The organism is Vibrio sp., assembly GCF_984391705.1.
On the sequence record NZ_CFHWOM010000047.1, the window covers coordinates 1 to 24,710 of the forward strand.

The window sequence follows — 24,710 nt, forward strand, 5'->3', positions numbered from 1 at the left end:
CATTTCACTGCATACGGAGCAGTGGTGAAAATTTGAAGCGCGATTTATACCAAAATTTTGCAGCCATTTACAGGGTATGCTCAGCTTTATAGGGTAAAAATGCGTGATATGCTGTTATCAGACTACAATTTAATCAATAGGGTTTATGATCGTTTTCCTAACTACTGAATATATAAACAGAGGTTTTATAGTTTCCGGGTACTCGTTATGCAGACTCTACATTTGACGAATCAACCATTGGATTTTCGCTCTCCGGTAGCCAAAGCGATCGGCTGGTTATTGATCGTGGCGGTTCTGTTTTTATTGATGTTTGCTCCAGGGTGGCAACAAGTGATTTTGACCATTATTGCCGTCAGTTCCGTAATCGGCTTTGCTTATTTGATGATACAAAAAGCCACAGTGGGCTACACCTTAACGTCGACACATTTTCAACAGCATTTATTCAAAGGTGGATGGGTCGTTAAATGGAGTAACGTCACCAAGATCGGAATTTGCCAATACGATCAGGAAGGATGGCAGCAGCCATTGCCGTGGATAGGAATAAAGCTCAAGCACTACTCCCCTTATCTTGACGGTATTTGCCCTAGAGTCGCAACTGAGATTCTTCTCAGTCAAAGAGCATTGCTCTATCTCGGAGCAAGACAACACGATCAAGGCTCCCGTTTTGAAGATATCGTGCTTGATTCAACTCCGTATAAGAACAGCCAGGGAGACGAGTTTTCGGGTTTACAAGCTATGTTAGCCAATAGAATGGCCTATCAAAGGCGGTATTTTGATTATGATATTTTTATTTCTGCGCATGACTTAGACAGACCCGCGGAAGAGTTTGTCGGCTTAACGAGACGCTACCTAGCCGCCGCAGAGTCAGAATGACCCGCAAATTAAAAAAGGTTAATAAAAAGACCGCCGAAGCGGTCCTTTTACTGAATTATCATATTTAGTATAGCGGCATCTCATCCGCTACAAACGGGTTGGATGCGCGTTCTTTCCCAAACGTTGACTCTGGTCCGTGCCCTGGCACAAAGCGGACATCACTTCCTAGAGGCCAAAGTTTCGTTTTAATCGAACTAATTAAGGTATTGAAGTCACCTTTAGGGAAATCGGTACGACCTACTGAGCCATTAAACAGAACGTCACCGACAAAAGCCAACTTAGCTTCTTCACTAAACAAGACTACGTGACCAGGAGTATGGCCTGGAGTATGGATGACATCCATTACTTGGTTACCAAAATGAACTTTGTCGCCTTCTTGAAGCCATTTATGTGGTTCAAATGCTTCTGTCAGTGGGAAACCAAACATTTGGCTTTGTCCTTCCAAGCCTTGAAGCCAAAAATTATCGTCTTTATGCGGGCCAACAATTTCAACACCACCTAGCTCTGCCGCCAGCGGCTCTGTGCCACCAACATGGTCAAGGTGACCGTGGGTCAATACTAGGTTCACCACTTTTACCCCAAGCTCTTTGATAAGCATGGCGAGCTGTTTTACGTCACCGCCCGGGTCAACCACAACGCCTTCCATTGTTTCATCACACCAAACAATAGAGCAGTTTTGAGAAAATGAGGTAACCGGAACAACTTGATACTTCAGTGACATAAATGAACCTTATTCAATAGCTAAACTGGCAGAACTATGACATCTGCTACGTGCTTTGACAATAGTCGTAGCACGACTTAGCTCGATAAGAGTTACAAAGCCCTAGAAGCTATGACCATTGGCGCACGGGACCAGTATCAATATGAACAAAGTTACTACGTGGATAATAACCTACGCCGCCCGCTTTTAGGCTAATAGCCGCTTCACGCACATGTTTTAGGTTTACGCCATCCAAGCGGAAATCAATTGCCTGCCCTAGCATGTGGTAACTCTTTTTCGCCACACCGCCAGATTTGCTACGTAAAGCTTCATTAGTAGCTGGCGAACGGTAGCCAGAGATGACAATAACTTCAGACTCTACACCGAGCTCTGCTTGGATAAGTGAAATTTGGTCAAAAAGGAACTTATCCATGGTATGAACTTCGTTTCTTCGGAAATCTCGACACAGGTGATCAATCCGAGACAACTCATTCTTTACATAATCTCGACCATCGAAGTAACACGTTTCAAGCGCTTCGCCAGTATTTAGGGCCTTCAAGGCTAAAGCTCGCGGCTTATCGGGGTAAGATGCTAGTGCAATGCTCGGAGCACAACTAGCGACCACTAAACCGCTCCCAGCCAACTTAATAAAATCTCTACGAGAAAAATTCACAACAATAATGCCTTCATATAACTGTTTAATGGAAACGTGTCGAACAGCGACACTATCTAACTCTTATATGAAGTGCAAATGCATAAAACGTGCTAAAAGTGACCAATAGTTACAATTTTTTTGCTTAACCTTTGACCTAACTGAGAAAATTCTGACACTAACAGAATTGTCATTTTTAGGTTAATCTCACCCTTTTGTGTAACCAAAGGTATCTAGGCGGTAAATATCTTCCCTGTAATGGGTTTTGCCTTCCTCAAACCATGCCGTTTGATAAATGATATGGACAGGAATACGTTTACGAAGTGGAATTTTCTTGTTTGATCTGTCTGCATCTGTAGCCAGTTTTTTCTTAGCTAAGCCCTGCAGCTCTAGGAGACGAGAGGCGAATACATCCGCGTTTTCTACACGAATACAACCTGAGCTGAATGCACGTTGCGGTTTATTAAACAGCCCTTTGCTTGGAGTATCGTGCAGATAAATCGCTCTCTTATTTGGTGTATTGAATTTGTAGAGTCCTAACGCATTTTGATCACCTGAACGCTGCGTCATACGGTAAGGAAATGCCTTAGGGTTTAGTGTATCCCAATCAATTTCTTGCGGATCAATTCGCTCTTTAGAACCCCATTTAGGTAAGATTTCAATATGCTGCTTGGTAAGGTACTCTCGGTCCTCTTGGATCTTTGGAATGATATCTTCCACCATAATTTTCCATGGAACATTCCAAGTAGGATTTAGAATTAGCGTATCTAAATTGGTCGTCATCAATGGCGTTGGCCTAGCTTGGCGCCCAACAACAACTTTTGACTCAAAAACTGTCTCACCGTTGTGCCAATAGGTCATCTCATAGCTTGGGACATTAACAACGATGATCGTATTTCTATCATCTGGCCAGTAACGAATACGCTCAGCATTTAAAGCCAGTGTCGATAGCCTTGAACTCATCGATACGTTGAGCCACTTCGCTGTTTCCGGTCCTATCACTCCGTCTTGTTTTAACCCATGTAAGCCTTGAAACTGTTTTATAGCGGGAACTAGGCTGTTGTCGTAAAAAGTGACATCGCGCCTCACATCGGTTAAATCGACATCCACAACTTCTAAACGCTCTAGAAGCAAATCTCTGTCTGCCAATTTATCACCGACTTTGATTAGACCAGGCTGTTCTAGTAGAGGAATATCTTGCTTGTGGTGTTTTGAAATATGCAAGTAGGTATCAATGAGTTGCTGATAGTCATCGGTATCAGGCGTATAAGCTTCGATAAGCTCTGCAAGTTGGTGCTTTGCCACTGCTCGTCTGACGGCAATGACAGCACTACCTAAAGTGGGTTGTAAAGATTGAGTCAGCTTTTGTTCGAAAAACCACTCACCACCGTGTATTTTGGCTTTCTCTGCATAATTGAGATAAAGAAGTAACGTGTCTGTTGCGAGCAAATCGTATTCAAACCAACGGTTACTCTTACGGTAAAACTGCAAATAGCTTAACTGACGTGAAAACAGCGGGCTAAAGCCCGCATGCTGAATGACTTCAAGTTGAAGCTCCAAGCTGCTTCCCTGCTGAAGGTCAAACCAAATGAGTTGATCGTCGTTTTCTTGGTAGATCTTCTCGACGACCGACGGATACTGTAGTAGCTCATTAAGCTTACTCTCTTCACTCATCCAGCCTAATTGGTGGAAGTATTCTGATGCAAGAACCTGAATGGGAAACAAGCACACCATCAACAACCAAAACTTCCCAACCCTCATGACACTTCCCTTTTTGAGTATATAAAAGAAAGTATGGCAGAGAACATTGACGAAAGTATGACTTGTTTTTAAGAATCTCGTATAAGTCTTGATTATTCAATCTGTTATTAATAGATCACTGTTCAAGACTTATATCGCTAAGTTCAGGAAATTACTGACCAATGGTTGTCCCATTGAATTCCTGATCTTATTGTCTCTTTTTGCGACGGTGAATATTGAGTTACCACTCCTCCAGCACCTGAGCTCACCCGAAAATAGCCGTCGTGCGCGACCACACCAGATGCATCAGGTAATGGAGCAAGCTCAACTAGCTCTTTGCTCTGTTTTGACCAAATACCATAGCAGTTACCGCGAGGAGATGTAGCTAGGATCCAATCCTTTGTCGCAGCGATACTTGCAATGTAGTGGTTGAATCGCGCCCACTCCTCCGGCTCTGCATGTAAAGAAGTCATTTCCCCTCCCCTAGTATGCATAGCCAGCAACGCAGGGTATTCGTCTGGTTCACCACGATATTGTTGTCCACACAACACAGTATCGCTGCCGTCATGAGCTAAATGCCGAATACTCAAATGACGATCAGGTAGAGTTTGTTGCGCTATTAGCTCACCATTTTTGTCTAAGTAGCTCAAGCTTGGCATCATGCTAGATAAGTTGAGAGGCTCTCTGCCATTGGTATGCACACCGCCGACGCCAATTGCTAGCGAGTCATCCGGCATCACGATGACCTCATGTGGTCCGATACCAAAGTTGGAAAACTCTGCGACTTTCTCATATCCAGCGATTACATCATAAACACCGATAATCCCTCTACTGCTGCCTCTTTCACCTTCTGTTGCGTAAAGCCACTGACCATCATTGGAATAGACACCATGGCCGTAAAAATGACGATTTTTTGCCGCAGGCTGAGCTTTAACCACTTGACCTGAAACATAATCAAACACAACAAAAAATGTTCCAGGTCGGCGAGCAAAGGCTACAGCATGTTGAAGGGCTTTATTCGTCGCTACCCCATGACCTCGCTCAGGAAGTGGAACTTGATGCAGTGGTAAACCAAATTCATCCGCTACAACCACGCTATATTGCTCTCTGCCTTTAATGGCACAACCAATCAACGCGGGAGTTTTAGATGATGGGCTAGAAGCACATCCGAAAGGCAATACTGGGACAGCAGCGCCAAACAACGCTGCTTTAAGTAATGAACGCCTTGTATTATCAGTCACCATCAGTTGCGTTAAACCCTATTACTACACCCAGTTCAATCGCGACTTCTTCATGGATCAAGTATTTTAACTGTTCCAGCTTGTTGTAATTTGAGTACGCAATACGATAGCCCTCTTTAGTCTGTAGCAGCTCAAAAAGACTCGTTTCCATCGGCCAAGTATCAATCGTCATATCAAACTGGCGTTGAATCCTGTCAGCCAAGTTAGCTTTGTCTCGCTGACGGAGTAACCTATCTAACCCGTTTCCATCCGCCATGTATAGCGTGCGCATCGCTTCAACATTCGCTTTTAGGTTATACATTGAAGTTTGAGAACGCCAAGATTCTGAGAAATACGGGCGAGGTTGACCAATTTTAGCTAAAGGTCGGCTCATCTTCTTCATGCTGTACTCAAGCTGATTAGACAGCAGTGCAATATACTCTGAAGTCCAAGCTTTCTCGTCTAACGCTTTCCAAGGGTTTTCTTGCCATGCCATAGCAATAACCTGAGCATTGTTAGCTAGGTTTTGGCTGATTGCTACCGACGTTTGACAAACCTGATCTTCATGACTCAGCACGACATTTTTATCATATAGCAGCCATTCTAATGATCCCAAGCCTTGAACAGTGACACTCTGCTGAGAGATTTGCTCTGCCGTCCATATCTTGTCTTGCTTGGTCAGAGCCGACATTTTTCGTCCAGTAGTGTTTTTTTTGTCCGGCCAAAACTGAACATTCCAGCTCTGCGCTAAAGCTTGCTCAGGACCACGCTCTTGACCTTGCAGCGCCATCCAACTTTCCATCGTCGCACGCCACTGGCTTTTCGCCTCATCTAGCTCGGCCGACCCTGCACAGTACGCCTGAAACTGCTGCGCGAGTTTGTTTGTTTGCAGGGAAAACGTCTGAGCTGCTTCAAACTCGACTTGATAAACGCTCTGGCTCATATGGTTTGTTGCTTCTGCTTTAACCTGTTTATCAGTCTGAGACTGACAACCGTTCACACCAACCAGAGCTATGCAGATCAGAGATAATTGAAAACTTTTCACGATACCGCCTTAAAGTGAATTTAGGAAAGCAACGAGCGCTTTGCGCTCACTCTGGTTAAAGGTAAGCACTGTATTCTTCGCATTTTCAGCCTCTCCACCATGCCACAATACTGCTTCCATCAAATTACGCGCACGTCCATCATGTAAGAAATAGGTATGGCCATTCACCTCTTCGGTATAGCCAATTCCCCATAGTGGAGCCGTTCTCCATTCGCGACCATTCGCTAAGTATTCAGGTCGGTTATCAGCTAGCCCCTCCCCCATGTCATGCAACAGCATATCTGTATATGGGTGAATAATTTGATTTGATAAAGCTGGTAATCCATCTCGAATACCCGTTTTCACATTGGTCTTATGGCAGCTTTCACATCCCGCTTTAGCAAACAGAGCTTGTCCCTGCTTTACGACTGGATCGTTAACGTTGCGACGAATTGGAACCGCTAAGTGTTGAGAGTAAAACTCGACAAAGTTAAGGATTTTGTCGCTAACTTCGGGGTTTCCTCCATTGGGCAAGTCATCACACAATGTCTGATTCGAAGTACAGTTTTCATTTGGGAATAAGTTGCTAGTAAGGCCAACATCACCATTAAAGGCCGCGGCGTTTTGTTGCATCAAATTAGGTTGCCCTGCTTTCCATCCAAATCGGCCAATCGCAAAATCATTCGCTTGCACATCCCAAACTTTATTCGTTTTACCTGAAATGCCATCACCATCTTGGTCGTTTTCGTCAGCCCAAGTTAGCAATGTCTCATCAGGGATACTCTCTAATAAGCCAAGTCCAATCATTGGCGGTGCGACACGGGCTGAGAACTGTGTATCTGGGTGCATCTTGCCATAACCTAAATCAACAATTTTGAGGTTGGGTTTTCTCAACGTAATCGTCGTGCCATCTTGAAATTTTACAGGCACATCTGTGTAGGTGATGTTGATCTGGCCTTCAGCCGTTTGGTCCTGCAGTGCAAAATCTTGTAGCTGACCACCGTATGTTGGCTCAGGGATCACACCATCTTTTATAAAGGCGACTTTTTGCTCAGGCGTCATAGCAGGGATGCTAAGGCGAACCAACATGGAAACGGCGTGCAAATCATCTTTCTCTGGTGGATGCCCTCTACCATCTTTAATGTGACAGTTTTGACATCCGTTAGTGTTAAACAATGGACCTAAACCATCTCGTGCATCTGTCGACGCAGGCGCTTGTACCCAAGGATTTCGAAAAAAACTGTTACCAACACTAAAATCTAAACGTTTTGTCATTGGTAAGTTACCCGCAGGCATAGAGTAGGCGTTAGCACCGTCTTTTTTTACCGATGTTCCACCACCGGACTTTACGTCATAAGCAGACGCCGATGCGCTAATCAGTGCCAACGCAGCAAGGAAAGATTTTTTATACAACATCATAACAGGGCTCATAGCAAAACCTAGACTTCAAGGAGTTATAAATAAGAAATATTCTCATTAAAAGTAAGGTTATAAAAACAACAAAAAGGGCTCATAAGGAGCCCTTGTTTTTTAATCGGCTAAATTAAAATTCGTGATCAGCCGTATCTGGGTTAAGGCTGTTAATACCAACGATCTTCGCAGCGCGTTCAATTGAAGCGGTTTGTGCTACAAGAGACATAATCGTTTCGTTAACCAGTGCATTGCCTTTCACGTTACCTGATGCAATGAGCTGGTCAAAAAACTCGCCATTGTTTTCAGCTGAAGTCACCAGCTCACCAACTTGAGAACGAGTCACATCAAACTGCTTTTGGATCTCTTTCGCTGCTTGCTTATCTTTCTGCGCAACTAAGTCATTAATGCTTGGACCTGAGATCAGCGTACCGTCTTGACGTTTGTATAGACCAGTATAAACGTTGTAGATGCCCTGCTCATTGTAGTAGTGAGAGTTGTGGGTATTATCAGAGAAGCAATCGTGCTCATCTTCAGTCGAGTTCGCTTCAAGTGCTACTTTCATACGCTCGCCAGCTAACTCACCCAGTGATAGCGATCCCATACCAAATAGCATCTTACGTAGGCCATTTTCTGAAGAGCCTGCTAAGAGCTCCGCACGATAATTACCTTTTTCGTCAGCAGACCACTGCTTTTCCATCCACTCTAAATCTTGGATTAGAAGCTGAGCCGTTGCTTTTAGATATTCACCACGACGCTCACAATTACCATTAGTACAACCTTCACCAACAACAAAATCTGTGTATGGACGCTGACCAGCACCTGCGTTAGTACCATTCAGATCTTGCCCCCACAACAGGAATTCAATGGCATGGTAACCTGATGCAACGTTCGCTTCAGAACCACCAACTTCATTAAGATCCGCGATTGCGTCAGGAGTTAGCTTAGATACATCTAGCTTAGTAGCACCAATTTGTAGCTCTTTGTTAGCCACAATGTTTGCGCTCGCGCCTTCATTACCCAACTCGTATTGGTAATCAGCTGAAACGTAGTCAATAAGACCTTCATCCAGTGGCCATGCGTTTAGCTGACCTTCCCAATCATCGACTACAGCGTTACCAAAACGGAAAACTTCAGATTGTTGGTACGGAACGCGAGAGTCTAACCAAGCTTGTTTCACTTCTTCTAATTTTGCGGCAGATGGCGCAGCAAGAAATGATTCAATTGATTTGTCGAGCTTTTTCGCAGTTGTCAGTGAATCTTCAAAAACAGCGTGAGCGATGTCAGCGTAATGTTCAACGACTTGTTCTTGAGTGACTTTGGCAGCAAAAACTGAGCTGCTCGCCAGTACCAAAGAAGCGGCTACTGAATTCGCTAATAGAGATTTTACATTCATTTAAAGCATCCTTGTTGAGCTTAATAATCGTTATTATTTATTAGTGCTAATTATTATCATTTACACTATCAGGACGCAATCATACAAATTTACAATTTTATTGCAAGAGGCATACAAAAAAGCCTCACAAAAGTGAGGCTTTTATCAACATAGATTAAATAAGGCTTTAGAGCTTCAAATGATGCTTACCATGTGAGACTTTCGCCTTTAAGTAGCCTTCATTGCCATCTTTGATATGTGCAGAGGTATTGACAACATGCTCAATTTCGATGCCGTGTTCCTGTAGCTCTCGAATCTTCTTAGGGTTGTTGGTGACAAGTCGAATCTTAGTCACATTTAACGCTTTAAGCATTTGGGCCGCTTCGGTGAAATCACGAAGGTCATCACCAAAACCAAGATGATTGTTGGCTTCGTAGGTATTCATGCCTTCACTTTGAAGCTTGTATGCATCGATCTTGTTATAGAGCCCTATGCCGCGACCTTCTTGTCTTAAATAAAGGATAATACCGCCAGAGGTGCCCATTCGATTGATGGTCTCTTCTAACTGCTCACCACAATCGCATCGTGATGAGTGGAACACATCACCAGTAAGACACTCAGAGTGCATACGAACCAGAGGCGTTTCTTGGGTTTGATCTGCCTGTTTAAACACCACAGCTACATGCTCTTTGTCGGTTTTCAAGCCGGAAAATGATAATAGCTCTGCATCAATATTACTGTTGTTTCCGACCTTAAAGTCTACTCTGGCTCTTACTTCCGCCATATCCCTACTCACTTGAATCTTGCTCGTTTCTATTTCTATCATGCTAGAAATCTCTTATCGTCTAACTATGGGGACTCATACTTGATAAATCAATGATTAGATCACTTTTGTTATAATATAACATTTCTTCTTGATGGCAATAAAAAACCCCAACACAGCATGTTGAGGTTCATCAAGGATATTAGTCCGTAGACTTTCTTAATGGTTTTGTTTGGTTTTCCAAACTGAGTGCTCTACCCACAAAGATTCAAGCTCAAGTAGTTCTTCTTCGGTGAGCAAGGATAATGTAGGTTTAGTCTGAGGCAAGGAGTACGCCTGCAGATGGCTAATCTGAGCATAGAAGTCTTTTCTTAATTGCGCTTTATTTGATTCCACAACTTTCCCTGCACGTAAACAATTACTTGAGCGAATACTCAACCTAAATTACCTTTGTCTAAAAAATGATAACAAATTACACAGTTTGCGCAAAAGAGAGCTGTTTTTTTGAGGATAAAATCACAATTTACGTAAGGAGATAACCTTTACATTTCATTAAGTTAAATGATCATATTTGATCATTAGAACAACTCGACCTCATCATAAGGATCCAGACCATTTGAATCGTTAAGCTCATTCAAACACTCTTCATAGCATCTCACTTGGTTTCTCCCTTGTTCTTTCGCTAGATAGAGGGCTTTATCGGCATGGCCTAGGATGGTAGGTAAGTATTCATTCGGGGAAATCGCGCAGATCCCGCAACTCAAAGTTAGCTGTCTTATCTGGGGGAACCGATACCTCTCAATATGCTTGCGAAAACCCTCTAACTTATTGATAACGTCTTTATTATCTTGTTGAGGAAGCAGCACAACAAACTCCTCTCCCCCGAAACGAAACAGCTGTTCATTATCGCTAAAGTAGTTTTGCATTTGCTGCGCGAACATCAGCAGAACTTCATCGCCAATCATGTGTCCGAAATTATCGTTGATAGTTTTGAAATGATCCAAATCTATTATGGCGACCCACATATTCAAACCGTCATCTTGTCCTGAGATTAAGTCAAAACTTCTAGACAGCCTTTCTTCCAAAGTTCGGCGATTCAACAACCCAGTCAGTTTATCGCGTTCACTTTCGTGTAAGACAATAAGGTAATTTTTGTAAATTTTACTAAAGCCATCAATTAGTAAGTGATAGTCCTCGGCCTTTACGCTTATTTCGACGATGAGTTCAGCGGAACTGTCATCAGAAATCGGGATTGGATAATGAATCTCTTGCGTGTTTTGGCTTGTTTGAAGTACTTTGAACTGCGTCGATTCATGATCATGGTTTGTATCTCGGATAGCTGTACGTTCATATTGCCACTCATAATGATCGCCACTTTCATCGAGCTTCACCTCCGCAATGAGCACACCAGTATGAGCAACATAATGGGTTAAGCTTGCTCTTATGAGCGGTAGCATTTCAGAGAGTGTCGCTAAGACACAATGACCCAAAGATATCGAATTTCTCTGCTCAGTAATCTCTATAACTGAACTCAGTATCCTATCTTTCATCCGCAGCTCTCGAGTTAGTCACCGATAGAGCAAGTATAGGATCAATATCAAACATATGTAACGAAGCGCATATATTTGGTCACTTACTCATTTGTAGATAAAGAAGCCTGATGTTTAACATCATATAAACACGTACTGATCTGGGGGAATTTCCAAGTGGGTCTCTAATGAAGCTTTCAGACTAAAAAAGCAGGCCAAGCCTGCTTTTTTCATTTCCTGAAACCTAGTTTAACATTCCCGTTGGAGTCAAACCAAAGCGCTTCGTTTCGGCGACGACCAATTAAAATAGGGCCGTCATCATAAAATAGGAAATTCTTCCAATGCTTTTTAAACGTTGACCACTTGGTCTCTATAACGTTGTACTTTTCATAACAAAAGTACACCGTGACGTCATCTTGCCAGTCTAGAAAGGCAAGAATCTCTTCTGGCATAGTATCATCATCAGACTCCCACGCTGCCATCCAGTCCACTGACTCTTTCCAGTTTGACTCGCGCATAGGCCAGTCACTCGAACTCAACCTATCGGCATCAGGACTTTGAGCACTGATGTTTTCTTTCCATAGTTGAGAGGAGCGGGCCTGATCCATGGGTTTGATCCCTTCAAGGTCAGTTTCAGGCACTGGCATTGATTGATGAGTAAAAATCCATTTTCTTTGGTATTGATCCAAAGTGAGATACGACATTTATTTTCCTCGCTTAGCTGACTAATTACGATTTTAGCCAGCCATTTTTTGTAGCTTCTTCTATCATGAGCTTCGCTTTTTCCCACAAAGCCTCTGAGCCCAACTCAATTTTCCTATTCACAGTTAGAGCCTGCTCTCTAGTGACACCGTGTTCTTGCCAGCTCTGACCATTGTTGTTGTAATTGAGGAGCATAGGAATAATTCTATCTAGGGCTTTAGCGAACTTAGCATCAGCCGTTTTTCCCTGCTCAAACTCTTGCCATATTCTCATGAGTTCTTCGCCCTGATCAGGCGGTAACATACCAAACATTCGCTCGGCAGCGGCTAACTCTTTTTCTTCTTGCTCAAGAGATGCAACAGTGTCATAAACGAAGGTATCACCTGCATCGATTTCAACGATATCATGAAGAAGTAGCATTTTTACAACACGGGCAATGGTCACTGATTCATTGGCGTGCTCTTCCATTAAGATCGCCATCAATGCGACATGCCAGCTGTGCTCCGCGCTGTTTTCAAGACGACCTTCTGCACTTTTTACTCGAGTTCGCCTTAACACAGATTTTAGTTGGTCAAGCTCCATGAGTAAGGCTAGTTGTTGCTCTAAACGCTTCATTATACGGGTTTCCAATTTGGGTTGACCAATGCGGTGAGATTATGGTCTTCCCATTGCCCATTGATCAATAAATAGTCTTTAGCAAAACCTTCTCTTTCAAAACCCAGTCGCTCTAACACAGCTTCACTACGCTGGTTTCTCGGCATGTAGCCTGCCATGATGCGATGGACATTCTGAATCGAGAACATATATTCTACTGCAAGCTTCAATGCACGAGACATCGCTCCCTTGCCCTGCGCATTCTCTCCCAGAGAGTAGCCCACGTTGCAGGCATGAAAAGGAAAACGCGATATGTTGCTAAAAGAGATCGTACCAAGCATCTCGCCACTATTGGTGTCGAGAATCAGAAGATAATAGCCCAGTCCCATACGATGCAGTTCATTGAGTTTGATGAGACGCTGAGTCCAACCCGCCTCGGAATAAAAAGCATCTTCACGGCGAGGTTCCCATTGTTTTAAGTGCTGACGATTGGCAATAAAATAGTCCGATATAAGCTTACCATCTGTCGGCTCGGCTGTACGTAGCGTAATGTCACCATCCCGTTCAAACACTTGTTGCGGTGTACTTACACGTTCCATTTAGTTCTTTCTAATCCCGTATTCACGTAACTTATTCGCTACTGACGTATGCGAAACATTCAAACGTTTTGCCAACTTTCGGCTTGACGGGAATGACTGATAGAGTCTCTCAAGAACTTGAGATTCATACTCTTTCATAATTTCATCAAGGGAGCCGTCTAAATTGATCGAAGGCAGGTTGGATGATGATGACTCTAACTGAGGTAAATGAAACAGATCTGCGTCCAATACATCTGACTCGAGCTCGGTTAACGCACGAAGAACCATATTCTCAAGCTGGCGCATGTTACCTGGCCATTGATAAGTCACCAATTGGTCGATAAGAGTTTCGCTGAGGTCAGGTTTGTTAATACCCAGCTGCTTCACGTACTTAGCAACGAACAACTCTAGTAACGGAGCAATGTCGTTGGATCGTTCACGTAGCGGCGGAATGATTAGAGTCAGTACATTAAGGCGATAGAACAGATCTTCACGGAAATTGCCAGATTCTGCTAAATCAGCCAAATGGTGTCGGGTCGATGCAATCACTCTTACATCAACATGGATTTCATCTTCTTCTCCGACACGACGGAAAGTACCATCTTGCAGCAGACGCAGGAGCTTGATCTGTAGGTGTGGGCTCATCTCGCCAATCTCATCAAGAAAGACTGTTCCGCCATTAGCTTGCTCAAAAATGCCTTTATGACCTTGATCGTGATTGAAAGAGCCTGGCGCATGACCAAACAATTCGGTTTCAGCGACATCATCTGGCATTGAGGCACAGCTCAAGACTAAAAATGGTTTGCTCGAACGGTTTGAACGATTGTGACACGCTCTTGCTAGCATCTCCTTACCTGTGCCCGTCTCACCTTGAATCAAAAGGGGTTGGTCAAGCATAGAGAGTTTTTTTGCTTGGCTAATAAGTGCTTTGTGACGATTGGAAACACCAACAAAATGCTCGAAGCCCAAATTGTTATGCAACGGTAAGCTTTCATCAAAAAGGTGTTTTTCTTGTGATGAACGGATCATCATTACCGTACTCGCTAGGATGGACTCATTCGCTTCACCCGTAATATAAACAGGCATCACGTCCAATGTGTAATCCAAACCACCAAGAACGATACTTTCTCTTTGTCTCGTGCTGGTGTTTTCACTCCATTTAGCAAAATTAAAGCTAGGTATTAATGTCGAAATTGGATGGCCAATGATCTCTGCTTCCTCTTGATGGAAAAGGCTCATTGCAGCATGGTTAACCATATCCACATTGCCTTTCAGATCAATGGCCAAGACTGGCTCTGGAAGACTGTTAAGTAGTGAAATCAGTTCCGTGTTATGACGCTCAATTGGCATAAACTGAATTTTTCGGACATCTTTGACGCCTGAGATGCGACGGATTTCCGCCATAAGCTCACTAAAGGTATCGAAATCGATATCGGGGCAGTTGAGATAAATGATCCCTGAGATATCAATTTCAATACCTCGCAAATCGATGTTCCTTGAAGCAAGAATATCGAGGAGTTCACGAGTCAGACCGAGTCTGTCTTCACAAAAAACTTCTAGACGCACAGATAAGTTCCTAACTAAAGTGTCACGAAAAGTTGACAGTAGTTTCCCTTAAGCCTAGATCCTCGTCAAGCAAACTGATATCACTTGCTTCACATTCACGCTATTTGATTGTTATAGCGGCGATTTTTTCTACGATTTGTTTTCTTATTGCACCGAGTTTGACTCGTCGCTCTTCGTGCCAAGGCGTTGGACGTAATAACGCCATCGCTTTAATTCCTAACCGAGCCGTTAAGATACCGACACCTAGCCCCTGCCCTGCTCTTGCTGAGACCCGGCCGGCTAAGTCCATCGACATCAGATCCATACTGGCGTCTATGGCGAGCTCACTTGCCCCTGCCGCAGCCATATTGATTAAAGTAGCTTTAAACAGCTTTATACGAGACCAATAGCCTAGTTCTACTCCATAGATTTCTGCCAAGCTATCGATCATTTTGAAGTTTCGCCACGCTACCAACAACATATCGGCAATCGCTAACGGGCTTATCGCAACAAGCGCCGCTGACTCCGTAGCATGTTGGGAAACCACTTTTGTCGCCAGTTTATCTTGCTCAGAGACAACCATTGCATCATACATATCTAGCACTTCGACATCGCTATGAGAAGGCTTCACACTGTTTACCCAACGATCATAGCTAGGCGATTCTGGAGTGACTCCTGACTGCTTTGCTAAGGACTCACAGAATGCCTTGCCTTTACCAACACTGTTCCCTTGAATGAGCTTCTCAGTTTGCTCTTGGATGGAGAAATGATTACGTAACCTACGGAGTTTCCATAGCTCTTTGGCAATTGCGGCAATCCCTAAACTAGCAATCACCGAAATAAACCCAGCCCAGCCAAGAGACAGCCAATCAGCAGTCTGAATTGAGGTCAGTAGACTATCGATTGCCTGCCACCCCACTAAACCAGCGAATGCCGCTAATAAGCCACTCGCTAACCATTTTGAGCCAGCGCGTGGGCGAATAATATGTTCAAGTTTCGCTTCCACTTCGGATTCGCTATCTTGTTCTACCCTGACCGGAACAAATTTTTCCTCGTCAGTGAAGTGCATTTGAGCTGTAAGCTCTGGCTCAGCTTGATTTGAATCATTTGATAGAGGCTGTTCAAATACCTGTTTTTGTTTCAATTTGTGCTCTGTTTGATCACTCATTTCAGCTTGTCTCCAATCAAATACTCAAGCGCCTTATCCATTCTAATGTGGGGTAACGGTTCATCGATAACCGAAACTTGCGGGCGAAACGCCGTAAATTCAAAACCTTGTTGTTGCCAATAAATATGGTTAGGTAGCTTCTTCGGAACTTCCCCAGGGAAAACCGTCATAGGCTGTTCATCAATCGTCACCCCTTGAATGGCTGGTACTGATTGTTCTCCTTGACCAATAAAGCCTGTTTGAGTGGCTTGAATAGAGGCCATCGTCAAGCAGCTCATCTCTATATTTTCATACGACGCGTTTTGCCATGCTGGATGAACCATTTGCTGTAATAGCGAAACCAAATTCGGGTGTTGCTCTGGCGTCACGTGGTCAGCCTTTGTCGCGGCGAAAAGCACTTTGTCTATTCGTGGAGCAAACAGACGTTTCAAGATATTGCTTCTACCATATCTAAAGCTGTGCATGATCTGCTCTAGCGCAACACGCATATCATGAAAAGACTCGTAGCCAGCATTTAATGGTTGCAAGCAATCCACCAATACGATTTGGCGGTCAAACGTTGCGAAATGATGCTTGTAGAAAGCTTTAACCACTTTCTGTTGGTACTCTTGATAACGAGCTTGGAGCATCGCTAAATTAGAACCTTTACTGAACTTCGCTTCCTGAGCCAGTTTTACTGGAAAAAACTGAAGAACGGGGGCGCCTTCCAGCTCCCCTGGCAAAACAAATCGTCCAGGTTGAACCCAATGCAAGCCTTGTTCTTTGCATGCATACAGGTAGTCGGTATAGCTTTGAGATACATCCGCAAGCTGCTTTTCATCCAATTCAGCATTCATATCTATCGCTGACAGTTTCTCGAGCCAATCTTGCGCTAGTTCTTCACGTATCCCTTTCAACGCCTCGAATTGACTGGCTGACCACTGCTCGAAACTCATGTCCAAAAGCGGTAAATCGAGTAACCACTCACCAGGATAATCAATGATGTCGATATGCAAGGTCGCCGTACTATTGAAAAGTTTCTTGGTTTTTTTCTTCGGCTTGTACTTAAGGGCTAATCGGATTTCGCTGACATCTCGAGTCGGCTCAGGCCATTTAGGCGGATCACTTTGGATATGCTCCATAGCATCATCATAACCAAATCGCGGCACTAGCATGTTTGACTGTGGTTCGCGTTTAGCACCCACTAACCGCTTGTCACGTGCTGCCGAAAGCAATGGCAAATTATCATGGGTAGAGGTATGAAGAAGCTGATTAACCAGTGAGCTTATAAACGCAGTTTTACCCGCTCTTGATAATCCAGTAACGGCGATGCAGACATGGGAATCCACACTGCGGTTAATAAAATCATTCACTTCTTGAGTAATTTTCTTCATTCACGTTCTCTTGTCTGAAACTTCTAGCTTATATTAATAAATTCAATCTTAATCAAAGATGAACAAAAAAGCCCCTGATGTTAATCAAGGGCTTGTAACAAGGTTTCGGCTGCTAGCTAGGCTCTAATCGTCTTCAATAAGTTTGTAAATTACAAATAGGGCAATTTCAAGCAATGCGAATAGAACACATGTAATGGTTACGTACTTCTCATCAAAGATACTGATGCCGTGCAAAATGAGATCGTAACCAACAAAGGCACCGACGACAGCTGCGATGATGAGCTGGAGGATTTGAATAAAACGAGGCATTTTTGCTCCTGACGTATAATTTTACAATTTTTAGAGTATATAGACAAAAGGTGCAGTTTTACCCACACCTTTGTCAAATGTTTGCTAACTAAATCAGCAGTTTCTCACAATCTTGAGACTAGTTTTCCATCTCTTGGATTTTCACTTTCCAGGTATCTGGGCCGATTTGGTGAGCATTCGCACCATTTGAATCCACTGCGACAGTGACTGGCATATCTTCTACTTCAAACTCGTAAATCGCTTCCATACCAAGATCTTCAAACGCAACTACGCGAGCTTTCTTAATCGCTTTAGCAACAAGGTAAGCCGCACCGCCGACAGCCATCAAATACACTGCTTTGTGCTTTTTAATGGAATCTACCGTTGCAGGTCCACGTTCAGCTTTACCAATCATGCCCATAATGCCGGTTTCTTCTAGCATCATGTCTGTGAACTTATCCATACGTGTTGAAGTCGTTGGACCTGCAGGACCTACCGCTTCGTCGCCCACTGCATCTACTGGGCCTACGTAGTAAATAAACTTACCTTTAAAATCAACGCCAGCAGGTAGACCTTCACCATTTTGTAGCATCGTTTGGATGCGTTTATGAGCCGCATCACGACCAGTCAGGATCTTGCCTGAAAGCAGAACCGTTTCACCAGTCTTCCACTGTTCAACATCAGCCTGAGTCACTTCATCAAGGTTAACTCGGCGAGTATTCGCGCCCGCTTCCCACGTAATATCTGGCCACTCTTCTAGCTTAGGAGGCGTTAGGTCCGCAGGGCCACTGCCGTCTAGCGTGAAGTGTACGTGGCGCGTTGCCGCACAGTTCGGGATCAGACACACTGGTTTTGATGCGGCATGCGTAGGTGCAGTTTTGATTTTTACGTCAACGACGGTTGTCAGGCCACCAAGACCCTGAGCGCCAATACCCAGTTTGTTTACGCGATTAAAGATATCAAGACGAAGTTCTTCTTCCGCGTTTTCCGGACCACGATCAATCAGCTCTTGAATATCGATGTGTTCCATTAGTGATTCTTTGGCTAGAACTGCTGCTTTTTCAGCCGTACCACCGATACCGATACCGAGCATACCAGGTGGACACCAGCCCGCGCCCATAGTCGGTAGTGTTTTCTCTACCCACTCCGCTACGTCATCAGACGGGTTCAGCATCACCATCTTAGTTTTATTTTCAGAGCCGCCACCTTTGGCCGCAATTTGAATTTCAACTTTATCACCTGGAACCATATTGATGTGCACTACGGCAGGTGTGTTGTCTTTGGTATTGATTCGCTTGCCCGCAGGATCCATTAATACTGAGGCACGTAACGGGTTATCTGGATTGGTGTATGCTTGACGAACACCTTCATCTACCATTTGTTGAACGGTTAGATCGGTAGAGTCCCACTGGACTGCCATACCTACGTTAACAAAACAGGTCACGATACCTGTATCTTGACAGATTGGACGGTGCCCTTCTGCAGACATACGAGAGTTAATCAGAATTTGAGCGATAGCGTCTTTGGCAGCTTGGCTCTCTTCCTTGTGATAGGCTTTTTCCAGGGCTTGAACAAAGTCTAGAGGGTGGTAGTAAGAAATGTACTGAAGTGCATCAGCAACACTGCTGATCACATCTTGCTGGCGAATTACCGTCATTGCATGCCTCTTTATAGTTATGCTTCCTTTATCATCCAACTACTCAAACGTTTGCTTATTGAGCTATTACTAAGGCTGACAACACCTTTTTATTATTAAACGTCATGAGTAGCGGCGTTGGTTAGCATTATGATACTCTTGGTTTCCCTCTGTTACCATGCAGCGAACGATCTCTTTGTCACAAATTAAACAAATGAATAACAACGCGCCAAATTGCTTAGAAATCAAGCCGATTAAATACCAAAATGATCTAGCCAAGCAGCTTTTTCGCCCTATTGCACACCTGCCGTGGGCCATGTTGTTAAGATCGCCATCAAGCACTCATGTGGACAGTCGATTTGATATTCTTGTCGCTAACCCAGTTGCTACTTTAACCACTTCTGGTAAAGAGACTTCAATCTGTAACCCAGCAGGCCAGCACTCTTCATTGGATGACCCGTTCGAATTATTGCAAGCAGAACAAAAGCAGTGGCTAACAGAAATCGAATACAACGGCGAACTCCCGTTTATAGGCGGTGTTTTAGGATATTTCGCGTATGACCTCGGTCGCCGAGTTGAGAAACTACCTGTTCTGGCAGAAAGAGACTTACATACCCCTGACATGGCCGTCGGACTCTATGAATGGGCCGTGGTAGTCGATCACAAAGAGCAACAAGCATTTGTTGTCGGTCAAAACATAGAGCAGCACTACGCTTGGTTGCTGAACCTAACACAGCCTGAGTACGAAGAGTTTGCCCTTCAATCCGCTTGGCACTCAAACATGACTAAAGCGGAATACAGTAACAAATTTGCCCAGGTACAAGAGTACTTGCTCTCTGGAGACTGCTACCAGATCAACCTGGCTCAGCGTTTTGTCGCAGACTACAAAGGCTGTGAGTGGCAAGCTTACGAGAAGTTAGAATCCGTCAATGAAGGACCTTTCTCTGCATTTATTCGAACGCCAAATAGTGCGATTTTGAGTGTATCCCCAGAACGTTTCTTAGAAGTCAAAGAGCGAGCGATTGAAACTAAGCCCATCAAAGGTACTCGTCCTCGTTCAAACGATGCCATTGAAGATGCGAAGTCTGCTCATGAACTCGCGCATGCTGAAAAAGACCAAGCCGAAAATCTAATGATTGTCGATTTACTTCGTAACGATGTCGGAAGAGTCGCTAAACCTGGAACGGTTCATGTACCAAAACTATTTGACGTTGAAAGCTTTCCTGCAGTCCACCACTTAGTAAGTACGATTCGAGCAGAGCTAGATTCAAAATACTCTCCTACCGACCTGTTAAGAGCCAGTTTCCCGGGAGGTTCCATCACCGGAGCCCCTAAGATCCGAGCAATGGAGATCATCGAGGAACTAGAGCCTCATCGACGCAACGCTTACTGCGGTAGCATCGGTTATATCAGCCGTCACGGACGCATGGATACGAGTATTACTATTCGCACCCTAGTCGCGGAAGGAGGCAAGATTCATGTGTGGGCTGGCGGCGGACTCGTGGCGGATAGTCAATGTGATTCCGAATACCAAGAAACTCTCGATAAACTCAGCCGCATTTTGCCTGTTCTAGAAATGTAATAATGACAGTGGGTGTGATTACGCCCACTTCTCTAGCATTAACTTTAAATCTTGAGCGGTATAGGGTTTAGTCAAAATATCATTCATTCCACAAACGATGCACTTTTCTCGCTCTTCGAGGGTCGTACCCGCGGTCAAAGCAATAATAGGCAGGGTATAGTTTTGCTCTCTGAGATATTGTGTCGCCTCAAAACCATCCATTTCAGGCATACGACAATCCATAAACACCAAATCATAAGTATTGTCACTCATGGCACTGATCGCTTCCATGCCATTGGTAGCGATATCTGGTGTGATCGATAATTTCTTGAGCATCTGGTTGATAATAACTTGGTTCATACGAATGTCATCAACCACCAAAATATTAAGATCTGATAACGATTTATCCACGTCTTGAGTATTCGATTTTTCCGATTCACCACTCCTCGACGGAGCAATAGTCAGAGGCAATCTGATACTGAACTCACTGCCTACCCCTTTGCTACTTTTTACAGTGATTTCTCCTTTCATCAACTCGATCAAATTTCGACAAATAGCGAGACCAAGGCCTGTACCTTCGTAATGACGTTTAGTTGTCCTATCCGCTTGTACAAACGGGTCGAACAACAGGGGAAGTTCTGAATCCTCAATACCAATACCAGTATCGCTAACAGTGATATGTAAGTGTTCTTCACACCAATCGGCTTTTACAATAACTTCGCCACGGTGAGTAAACTTTACTGCGTTACCCGCAAGATTTACCAGCACCTGACAAATTCGTTCGAAATCACCGATTAGTATCTCGGGAACGGGCGATATATCGATGATTTCAAAGCAAATCCCTTTTTCCCTAGCTCTAGGTTCAAATACACCATTAAGCAATCTCTTAACATGCTCCCATTCGAAAGCCTTTGGAATAAGCTCCATCATACCAGCACTCATTTTGCTGAAATCGAGGATATCATTAATGATTAAGCGCAGAAGCTCTCCGGAATGGATTAGATTGTCTAGCAACGAATTTTGTTCAGAGTTAAGGTTTGTCTCCGTTAATAGCTCAGCACTCCCTAGCAGACCATTAAGCGGTGTTCTCAGCTCATGATTAATCATCGCGACAAACTCTTTTGTCGCTCGTTCAGATTCTTCAGCGCGTGCCCTCGCTCTTTGATTGCTAATCATGATTAGCTGTCGGCTGATAGCACTACTTAGCAAATCGGCTATCAGCGTTATCTGGCTTACAACGAAATCACGGTCAACATCGTCACTTACTAACGTGACAGAAAGCTCACCAACCACTTTGAAGTCAATCTCCAGTGGCAGACGAAGCACATCTCCATCCCAAATTGCGTAGGGTTTGACTTCCTCAACGGTTCTGCTTTCATCATCAAATCCAATTAGGAGGTTTAAAGCAGGTCCTGGAGCGAAGAAAAGTTCCGCCTTACTAAGTGCAGAAGACGCTTTGAGACGATCTAGCAGACATAAAACTAAACCACTATCTAAAGTTCGCCCCAAAAATGCCCGGCCAAAATGAATTAAGCTCTCATTTATCTGCTGCTCAAATTCGAGCTTCTGCAAGCCATCTCGATTTTGTTTTTTTAACTGGCTAAGCGCAAGTTGAAGTTGTTGATTCGCTTGATAGAGCTCCAGACTTTTCCGCTCTAGCAACTCTTCTGCGGCTTTCCTTGACGCAACTTCTCTGGCTAGCTTGCGCTCTATGGGCGAACTGTTATCCATCATTACTCACTCAACTAACACGACTTTAAATCGCACTCTGCTACCATCTTGGTTTTCATTATCCATCTCAACTGAAATGGTCTGAGAGAAGTGGTTAGCACAGCCTTCAATTAAACCTAAACAGACGTGCGCCATACAGCGAGTACTAAGATAATCGAAGACCAACTCCGTTTCACCTTCAGAAACAAAATCAAACTTTGGAGGATTGGCATCTGGGTAGAGTTTCTTTACTTCAGTGTGAATGTATTCTTCAACCAAACGGATAAATTGAAAAGTCGACTTGCAGCTTTTTAAGCTATCGGACTGAGGCAATGAGTCGAATAAGTTGTTAAACACACTTTGCCCAAACACTCGCTGTAAATCTTCGGCCGGTATACTGGTTTTACGACTCAAGCAGGTAATCAGTTTAACCAACCTTTTATGATCATAACTGCCCACTGAGGTAAAAATCCCCTCTTCACCAGCATCGACCAAAATTTCGTCTACTGTCTCTAATCCAAACTTAGCTTCTACCAGAGCGATAAACTCTGTAAAGATAATCCCTTTCATATTTTGAGCTATCCTTGCAGTATAGAAGTCAAATAAAAGCATGAGCTAAAAAAACCGGAATTTCAAATTAAGACATGGAGTTATCGTGTTATTAGAATTGAATAAAAGCCAATTGATACAGAACTTTCAGTTAAACCAAACCGTAGGCTACCATCAAGATGCATTAAAACGTGTAGCCCACCTAGAAAACCAGCCACTACGTAAAGCGTCAGTACTCATCGGATTCGTTGAACGTAACGATGAGTTAAACGTCATTTTCACAAAACGCGCAAAACACCTAAAACACCACCCGGGGCAAGTAAGTTTTCCTGGTGGTAAATTTGAAAGCCACGACATTAATTTGGCTAACACAGCGGTGAGGGAGACCTTTGAAGAAGTAGGCATTCGTGACAGCGAAATAGACATTTTTGGTCAAATGCCTGAACTGGTCACAATTAGCAAGTTCAGCGTAACTCCTTTCCTCGCCTTTGTTGATAAGGGCTACAAAACGACCATCGATCGAAATGAAGTCGATGAAGTGTTTGAAGTACCTGCAACAGTTGTGCTGGATAGGCGGCAACTAAGAAGCCAGAGATTTCAATTCGCCAGTCACTCTCACAGGGTGTTTGGCCTTTCTTACCAGCAACATTTTATTTGGGGAATGACTGCTCAAATAATCCAAGCAATGCAGAAACATATTATGCATCAATATTAATAAATCTACATATCGAACAATATCTGTTCACATTAGTTTAATTACCTATCAATAAGGCAAACGGTTTCCTGTAACCTGCGCCTAACTTTTCCCAAGTAATATTAGATAAACTAATCCCAAGCATTAGCATAAATCACTAGTAGCACGGCATTTTCGTGACCAAAAACTCCTTTTTGACATATCATGTTATAACTCGAATCAATTCATGATTTAGATCTATTTTTTGTGCAAGATTTTTATGCAAAATTGCACCTGACTTATTTCCTGTTCCCAAAAATGAGTATCACAAAATGAATACTACAACTTCTGCGGCTTCGTCCGCACAAAATCCTAGTAAGTTTACTTACAAGGACTTCACTTGGTGTCTGTCACTTTTCGGTACTGCCGTAGGTGCAGGCGTACTTTTCCTTCCAATTAAAGCAGGTGCTGGCGGTTTTTGGCCATTAGTTATCCTTGCTCTAATTGCAGCTCCAATGACTTGGTTCGCTCACAAATCTCTAGCTCGTTTTGTTCTTTCTGCGAAAAACCCTGAAGCTGATATCACTGACACTGTTGAAGAGCACTTCGGTAAGACTGGCGCAAACATCATCACTTTTGCTTACTTCTTCGCTATCTACCCTATCGTTCTTATCTACGGTGTTGGTATCACTAACACGGTTGACTCTTTCCTAGTGAACCAAATGGGTATGGAATCCATTCCTCGCCCACTGCTTTCTGGTGCGTTAATCGCTGCTATGACTGCTGGTGTGGTATTTGGTAAGGAATTAATGTTGAAAGCGACATCTGCACTGGTTTACCCACTAGTGTTCATCCTACTTGCGCTTTCTTTCTACCTAATCCCTGACTGGAACAGCTCAATGATGTCTGTTGCACCAGACTGGTCTTCAATGCCATCTGTTGTTTGGTTAGCAATTCCAATCATTGTATTCTCTTTCAACCACAGCCCAGTAATCTCTCAGTTCTCTAAAGAGCAACGTCGTGTACACGGTGACAACGCAGTTAAGA

Annotated in this window: 24 protein-coding genes; 4 read left to right on the forward strand and 20 right to left on the reverse strand. The window is 43.7% G+C overall.

Going from position 1 to position 24,710, the window contains the following annotated elements:
- Nucleotides 1-207 precede the first annotated feature (207 nt).
- Nucleotides 208-873 (forward strand): DUF2982 domain-containing protein, encoded by a 666-nt coding sequence (locus tag AC4MRV_RS17425; RefSeq protein ID WP_491188588.1) that lies wholly within the window; start codon nucleotides 208-210, stop codon nucleotides 871-873.
- Between the two features lie 64 nt (nucleotides 874-937).
- On the opposite strand, the gene AC4MRV_RS17430 is transcribed toward AC4MRV_RS17425, so the two are convergent.
- From AC4MRV_RS17430 to AC4MRV_RS17515, 18 genes are all read right to left on the reverse strand, one after another.
- On the reverse strand, nucleotides 938-1,594 hold the full coding sequence (locus tag AC4MRV_RS17430; protein WP_491188589.1) for an MBL fold metallo-hydrolase: 657 nt from the start codon (nucleotides 1,592-1,594) through the stop codon (nucleotides 938-940).
- A 109-nt stretch (nucleotides 1,595-1,703) separates the two neighbouring features.
- Nucleotides 1,704-2,246 (reverse strand): peptidoglycan L,D-endopeptidase MepK, encoded by a 543-nt coding sequence (mepK, locus tag AC4MRV_RS17435; RefSeq protein WP_491188590.1) that lies wholly within the window; start codon nucleotides 2,244-2,246, stop codon nucleotides 1,704-1,706.
- A 186-nt stretch (nucleotides 2,247-2,432) separates the two neighbouring features.
- On the reverse strand, nucleotides 2,433-3,986 hold the full coding sequence (locus AC4MRV_RS17440; protein WP_491188591.1) for a L,D-transpeptidase family protein: 1,554 nt from the start codon (nucleotides 3,984-3,986) through the stop codon (nucleotides 2,433-2,435).
- 143 nt (nucleotides 3,987-4,129) lie between these two features.
- A complete protein-coding gene (locus AC4MRV_RS17445) occupies nucleotides 4,130-5,209 on the reverse strand; it encodes a DUF1513 domain-containing protein (RefSeq protein WP_491188592.1) in 1,080 nt (359 codons plus the stop codon).
- Nucleotides 5,199-6,230 carry an imelysin family protein gene (locus AC4MRV_RS17450; RefSeq protein WP_491188593.1) on the reverse strand — a complete coding sequence of 344 codons (1,032 nt, stop codon included), beginning with the start codon at nucleotides 6,228-6,230 and terminating at the stop codon, nucleotides 5,199-5,201. Before AC4MRV_RS17450 ends, AC4MRV_RS17445 begins: the two co-directional genes overlap by 11 nt.
- Nucleotides 6,231-6,239: 9 nt before the next feature.
- Nucleotides 6,240-7,628, reverse strand: a complete 1,389-nt coding sequence (locus AC4MRV_RS17455; protein ID WP_491188594.1) for a di-heme oxidoreductase family protein — start codon at nucleotides 7,626-7,628, stop codon at nucleotides 6,240-6,242.
- Between the two features lie 124 nt (nucleotides 7,629-7,752).
- Complete coding sequence (locus AC4MRV_RS17460; protein WP_491188595.1) at nucleotides 7,753-9,015, reverse strand: imelysin family protein; 1,263 nt, start codon at nucleotides 9,013-9,015, stop codon at nucleotides 7,753-7,755.
- Between the two features lie 166 nt (nucleotides 9,016-9,181).
- Nucleotides 9,182-9,820, reverse strand: coding sequence for a GTP cyclohydrolase II (locus tag AC4MRV_RS17465; protein ID WP_491188596.1), 639 nt, complete (start codon nucleotides 9,818-9,820; stop codon nucleotides 9,182-9,184).
- A 156-nt stretch (nucleotides 9,821-9,976) separates the two neighbouring features.
- Nucleotides 9,977-10,153 (reverse strand): hypothetical protein, encoded by a 177-nt coding sequence (locus tag AC4MRV_RS17470; protein WP_491188597.1) that lies wholly within the window; start codon nucleotides 10,151-10,153, stop codon nucleotides 9,977-9,979.
- 182 nt (nucleotides 10,154-10,335) lie between these two features.
- Nucleotides 10,336-11,307 (reverse strand): GGDEF domain-containing protein, encoded by a 972-nt coding sequence (locus AC4MRV_RS17475; protein ID WP_491188598.1) that lies wholly within the window; start codon nucleotides 11,305-11,307, stop codon nucleotides 10,336-10,338.
- A gap of 209 nt (nucleotides 11,308-11,516) precedes the next feature.
- Nucleotides 11,517-11,990, reverse strand: coding sequence for a DUF2947 domain-containing protein (locus AC4MRV_RS17480; protein ID WP_491188599.1), 474 nt, complete (start codon nucleotides 11,988-11,990; stop codon nucleotides 11,517-11,519).
- Between the two features lie 25 nt (nucleotides 11,991-12,015).
- Nucleotides 12,016-12,603 carry an HD domain-containing protein gene (locus AC4MRV_RS17485; RefSeq protein WP_491188600.1) on the reverse strand — a complete coding sequence of 196 codons (588 nt, stop codon included), beginning with the start codon at nucleotides 12,601-12,603 and terminating at the stop codon, nucleotides 12,016-12,018.
- Nucleotides 12,603-13,181: a ribosomal protein S5-alanine N-acetyltransferase gene (gene rimJ / locus AC4MRV_RS17490; RefSeq protein WP_491188601.1), complete on the reverse strand. Its 579-nt coding sequence runs from the start codon at nucleotides 13,179-13,181 to the stop codon at nucleotides 12,603-12,605. The genes AC4MRV_RS17485 and rimJ overlap by 1 nt, the downstream gene beginning before the upstream one ends.
- Nucleotides 13,182-14,726, reverse strand: coding sequence for a transcriptional regulator TyrR (gene tyrR / locus AC4MRV_RS17495; RefSeq protein WP_491188602.1), 1,545 nt, complete (start codon nucleotides 14,724-14,726; stop codon nucleotides 13,182-13,184).
- Between the two features lie 100 nt (nucleotides 14,727-14,826).
- Entirely contained in the window at nucleotides 14,827-15,873 is a 1,047-nt protein-coding gene (locus AC4MRV_RS17500; protein WP_491188603.1) for a YcjF family protein, read from the reverse strand.
- The gene (locus tag AC4MRV_RS17505; RefSeq protein WP_491188604.1) at nucleotides 15,870-17,246 is read right to left on the reverse strand and encodes a YcjX family GTP-binding protein; all 1,377 of its coding nucleotides are present in this window, start codon (nucleotides 17,244-17,246) and stop codon (nucleotides 15,870-15,872) included. The genes AC4MRV_RS17500 and AC4MRV_RS17505 overlap by 4 nt, the downstream gene beginning before the upstream one ends.
- A 123-nt stretch (nucleotides 17,247-17,369) precedes the next feature.
- Complete coding sequence (locus AC4MRV_RS17510; protein ID WP_491188605.1) at nucleotides 17,370-17,555, reverse strand: hypothetical protein; 186 nt, start codon at nucleotides 17,553-17,555, stop codon at nucleotides 17,370-17,372.
- A gap of 118 nt (nucleotides 17,556-17,673) precedes the next feature.
- Complete coding sequence (locus AC4MRV_RS17515; protein WP_491188606.1) at nucleotides 17,674-19,191, reverse strand: fumarate hydratase; 1,518 nt, start codon at nucleotides 19,189-19,191, stop codon at nucleotides 17,674-17,676.
- A gap of 193 nt (nucleotides 19,192-19,384) precedes the next feature.
- Between AC4MRV_RS17515 and pabB the strand changes: the two genes are divergently transcribed.
- Nucleotides 19,385-20,752, forward strand: a complete 1,368-nt coding sequence (gene pabB / locus AC4MRV_RS17520) for an aminodeoxychorismate synthase component 1 (RefSeq protein WP_491188607.1) — start codon at nucleotides 19,385-19,387, stop codon at nucleotides 20,750-20,752.
- An 18-nt stretch (nucleotides 20,753-20,770) separates the two neighbouring features.
- Here the strand turns inward: pabB and AC4MRV_RS17525 are convergent, their stop codons facing one another.
- A complete protein-coding gene (locus AC4MRV_RS17525) occupies nucleotides 20,771-22,462 on the reverse strand; it encodes an ATP-binding protein (RefSeq protein WP_491188611.1) in 1,692 nt (563 codons plus the stop codon).
- A gap of 6 nt (nucleotides 22,463-22,468) precedes the next feature.
- Entirely contained in the window at nucleotides 22,469-23,011 is a 543-nt protein-coding gene (locus AC4MRV_RS17530; RefSeq protein ID WP_491188608.1) for a heme NO-binding domain-containing protein, read from the reverse strand.
- An 85-nt stretch (nucleotides 23,012-23,096) separates the two neighbouring features.
- On the opposite strand from AC4MRV_RS17530, the gene AC4MRV_RS17535 reads away from it, so the two are divergent.
- Nucleotides 23,097-23,705: a CoA pyrophosphatase gene (locus AC4MRV_RS17535; protein WP_491188609.1), complete on the forward strand. Its 609-nt coding sequence runs from the start codon at nucleotides 23,097-23,099 to the stop codon at nucleotides 23,703-23,705.
- Between the two features lie 290 nt (nucleotides 23,706-23,995).
- A partial coding sequence (locus AC4MRV_RS17540; protein WP_491188610.1) for an aromatic amino acid transport family protein occupies nucleotides 23,996-24,710 on the forward strand: 715 nt, incomplete at its 3' end.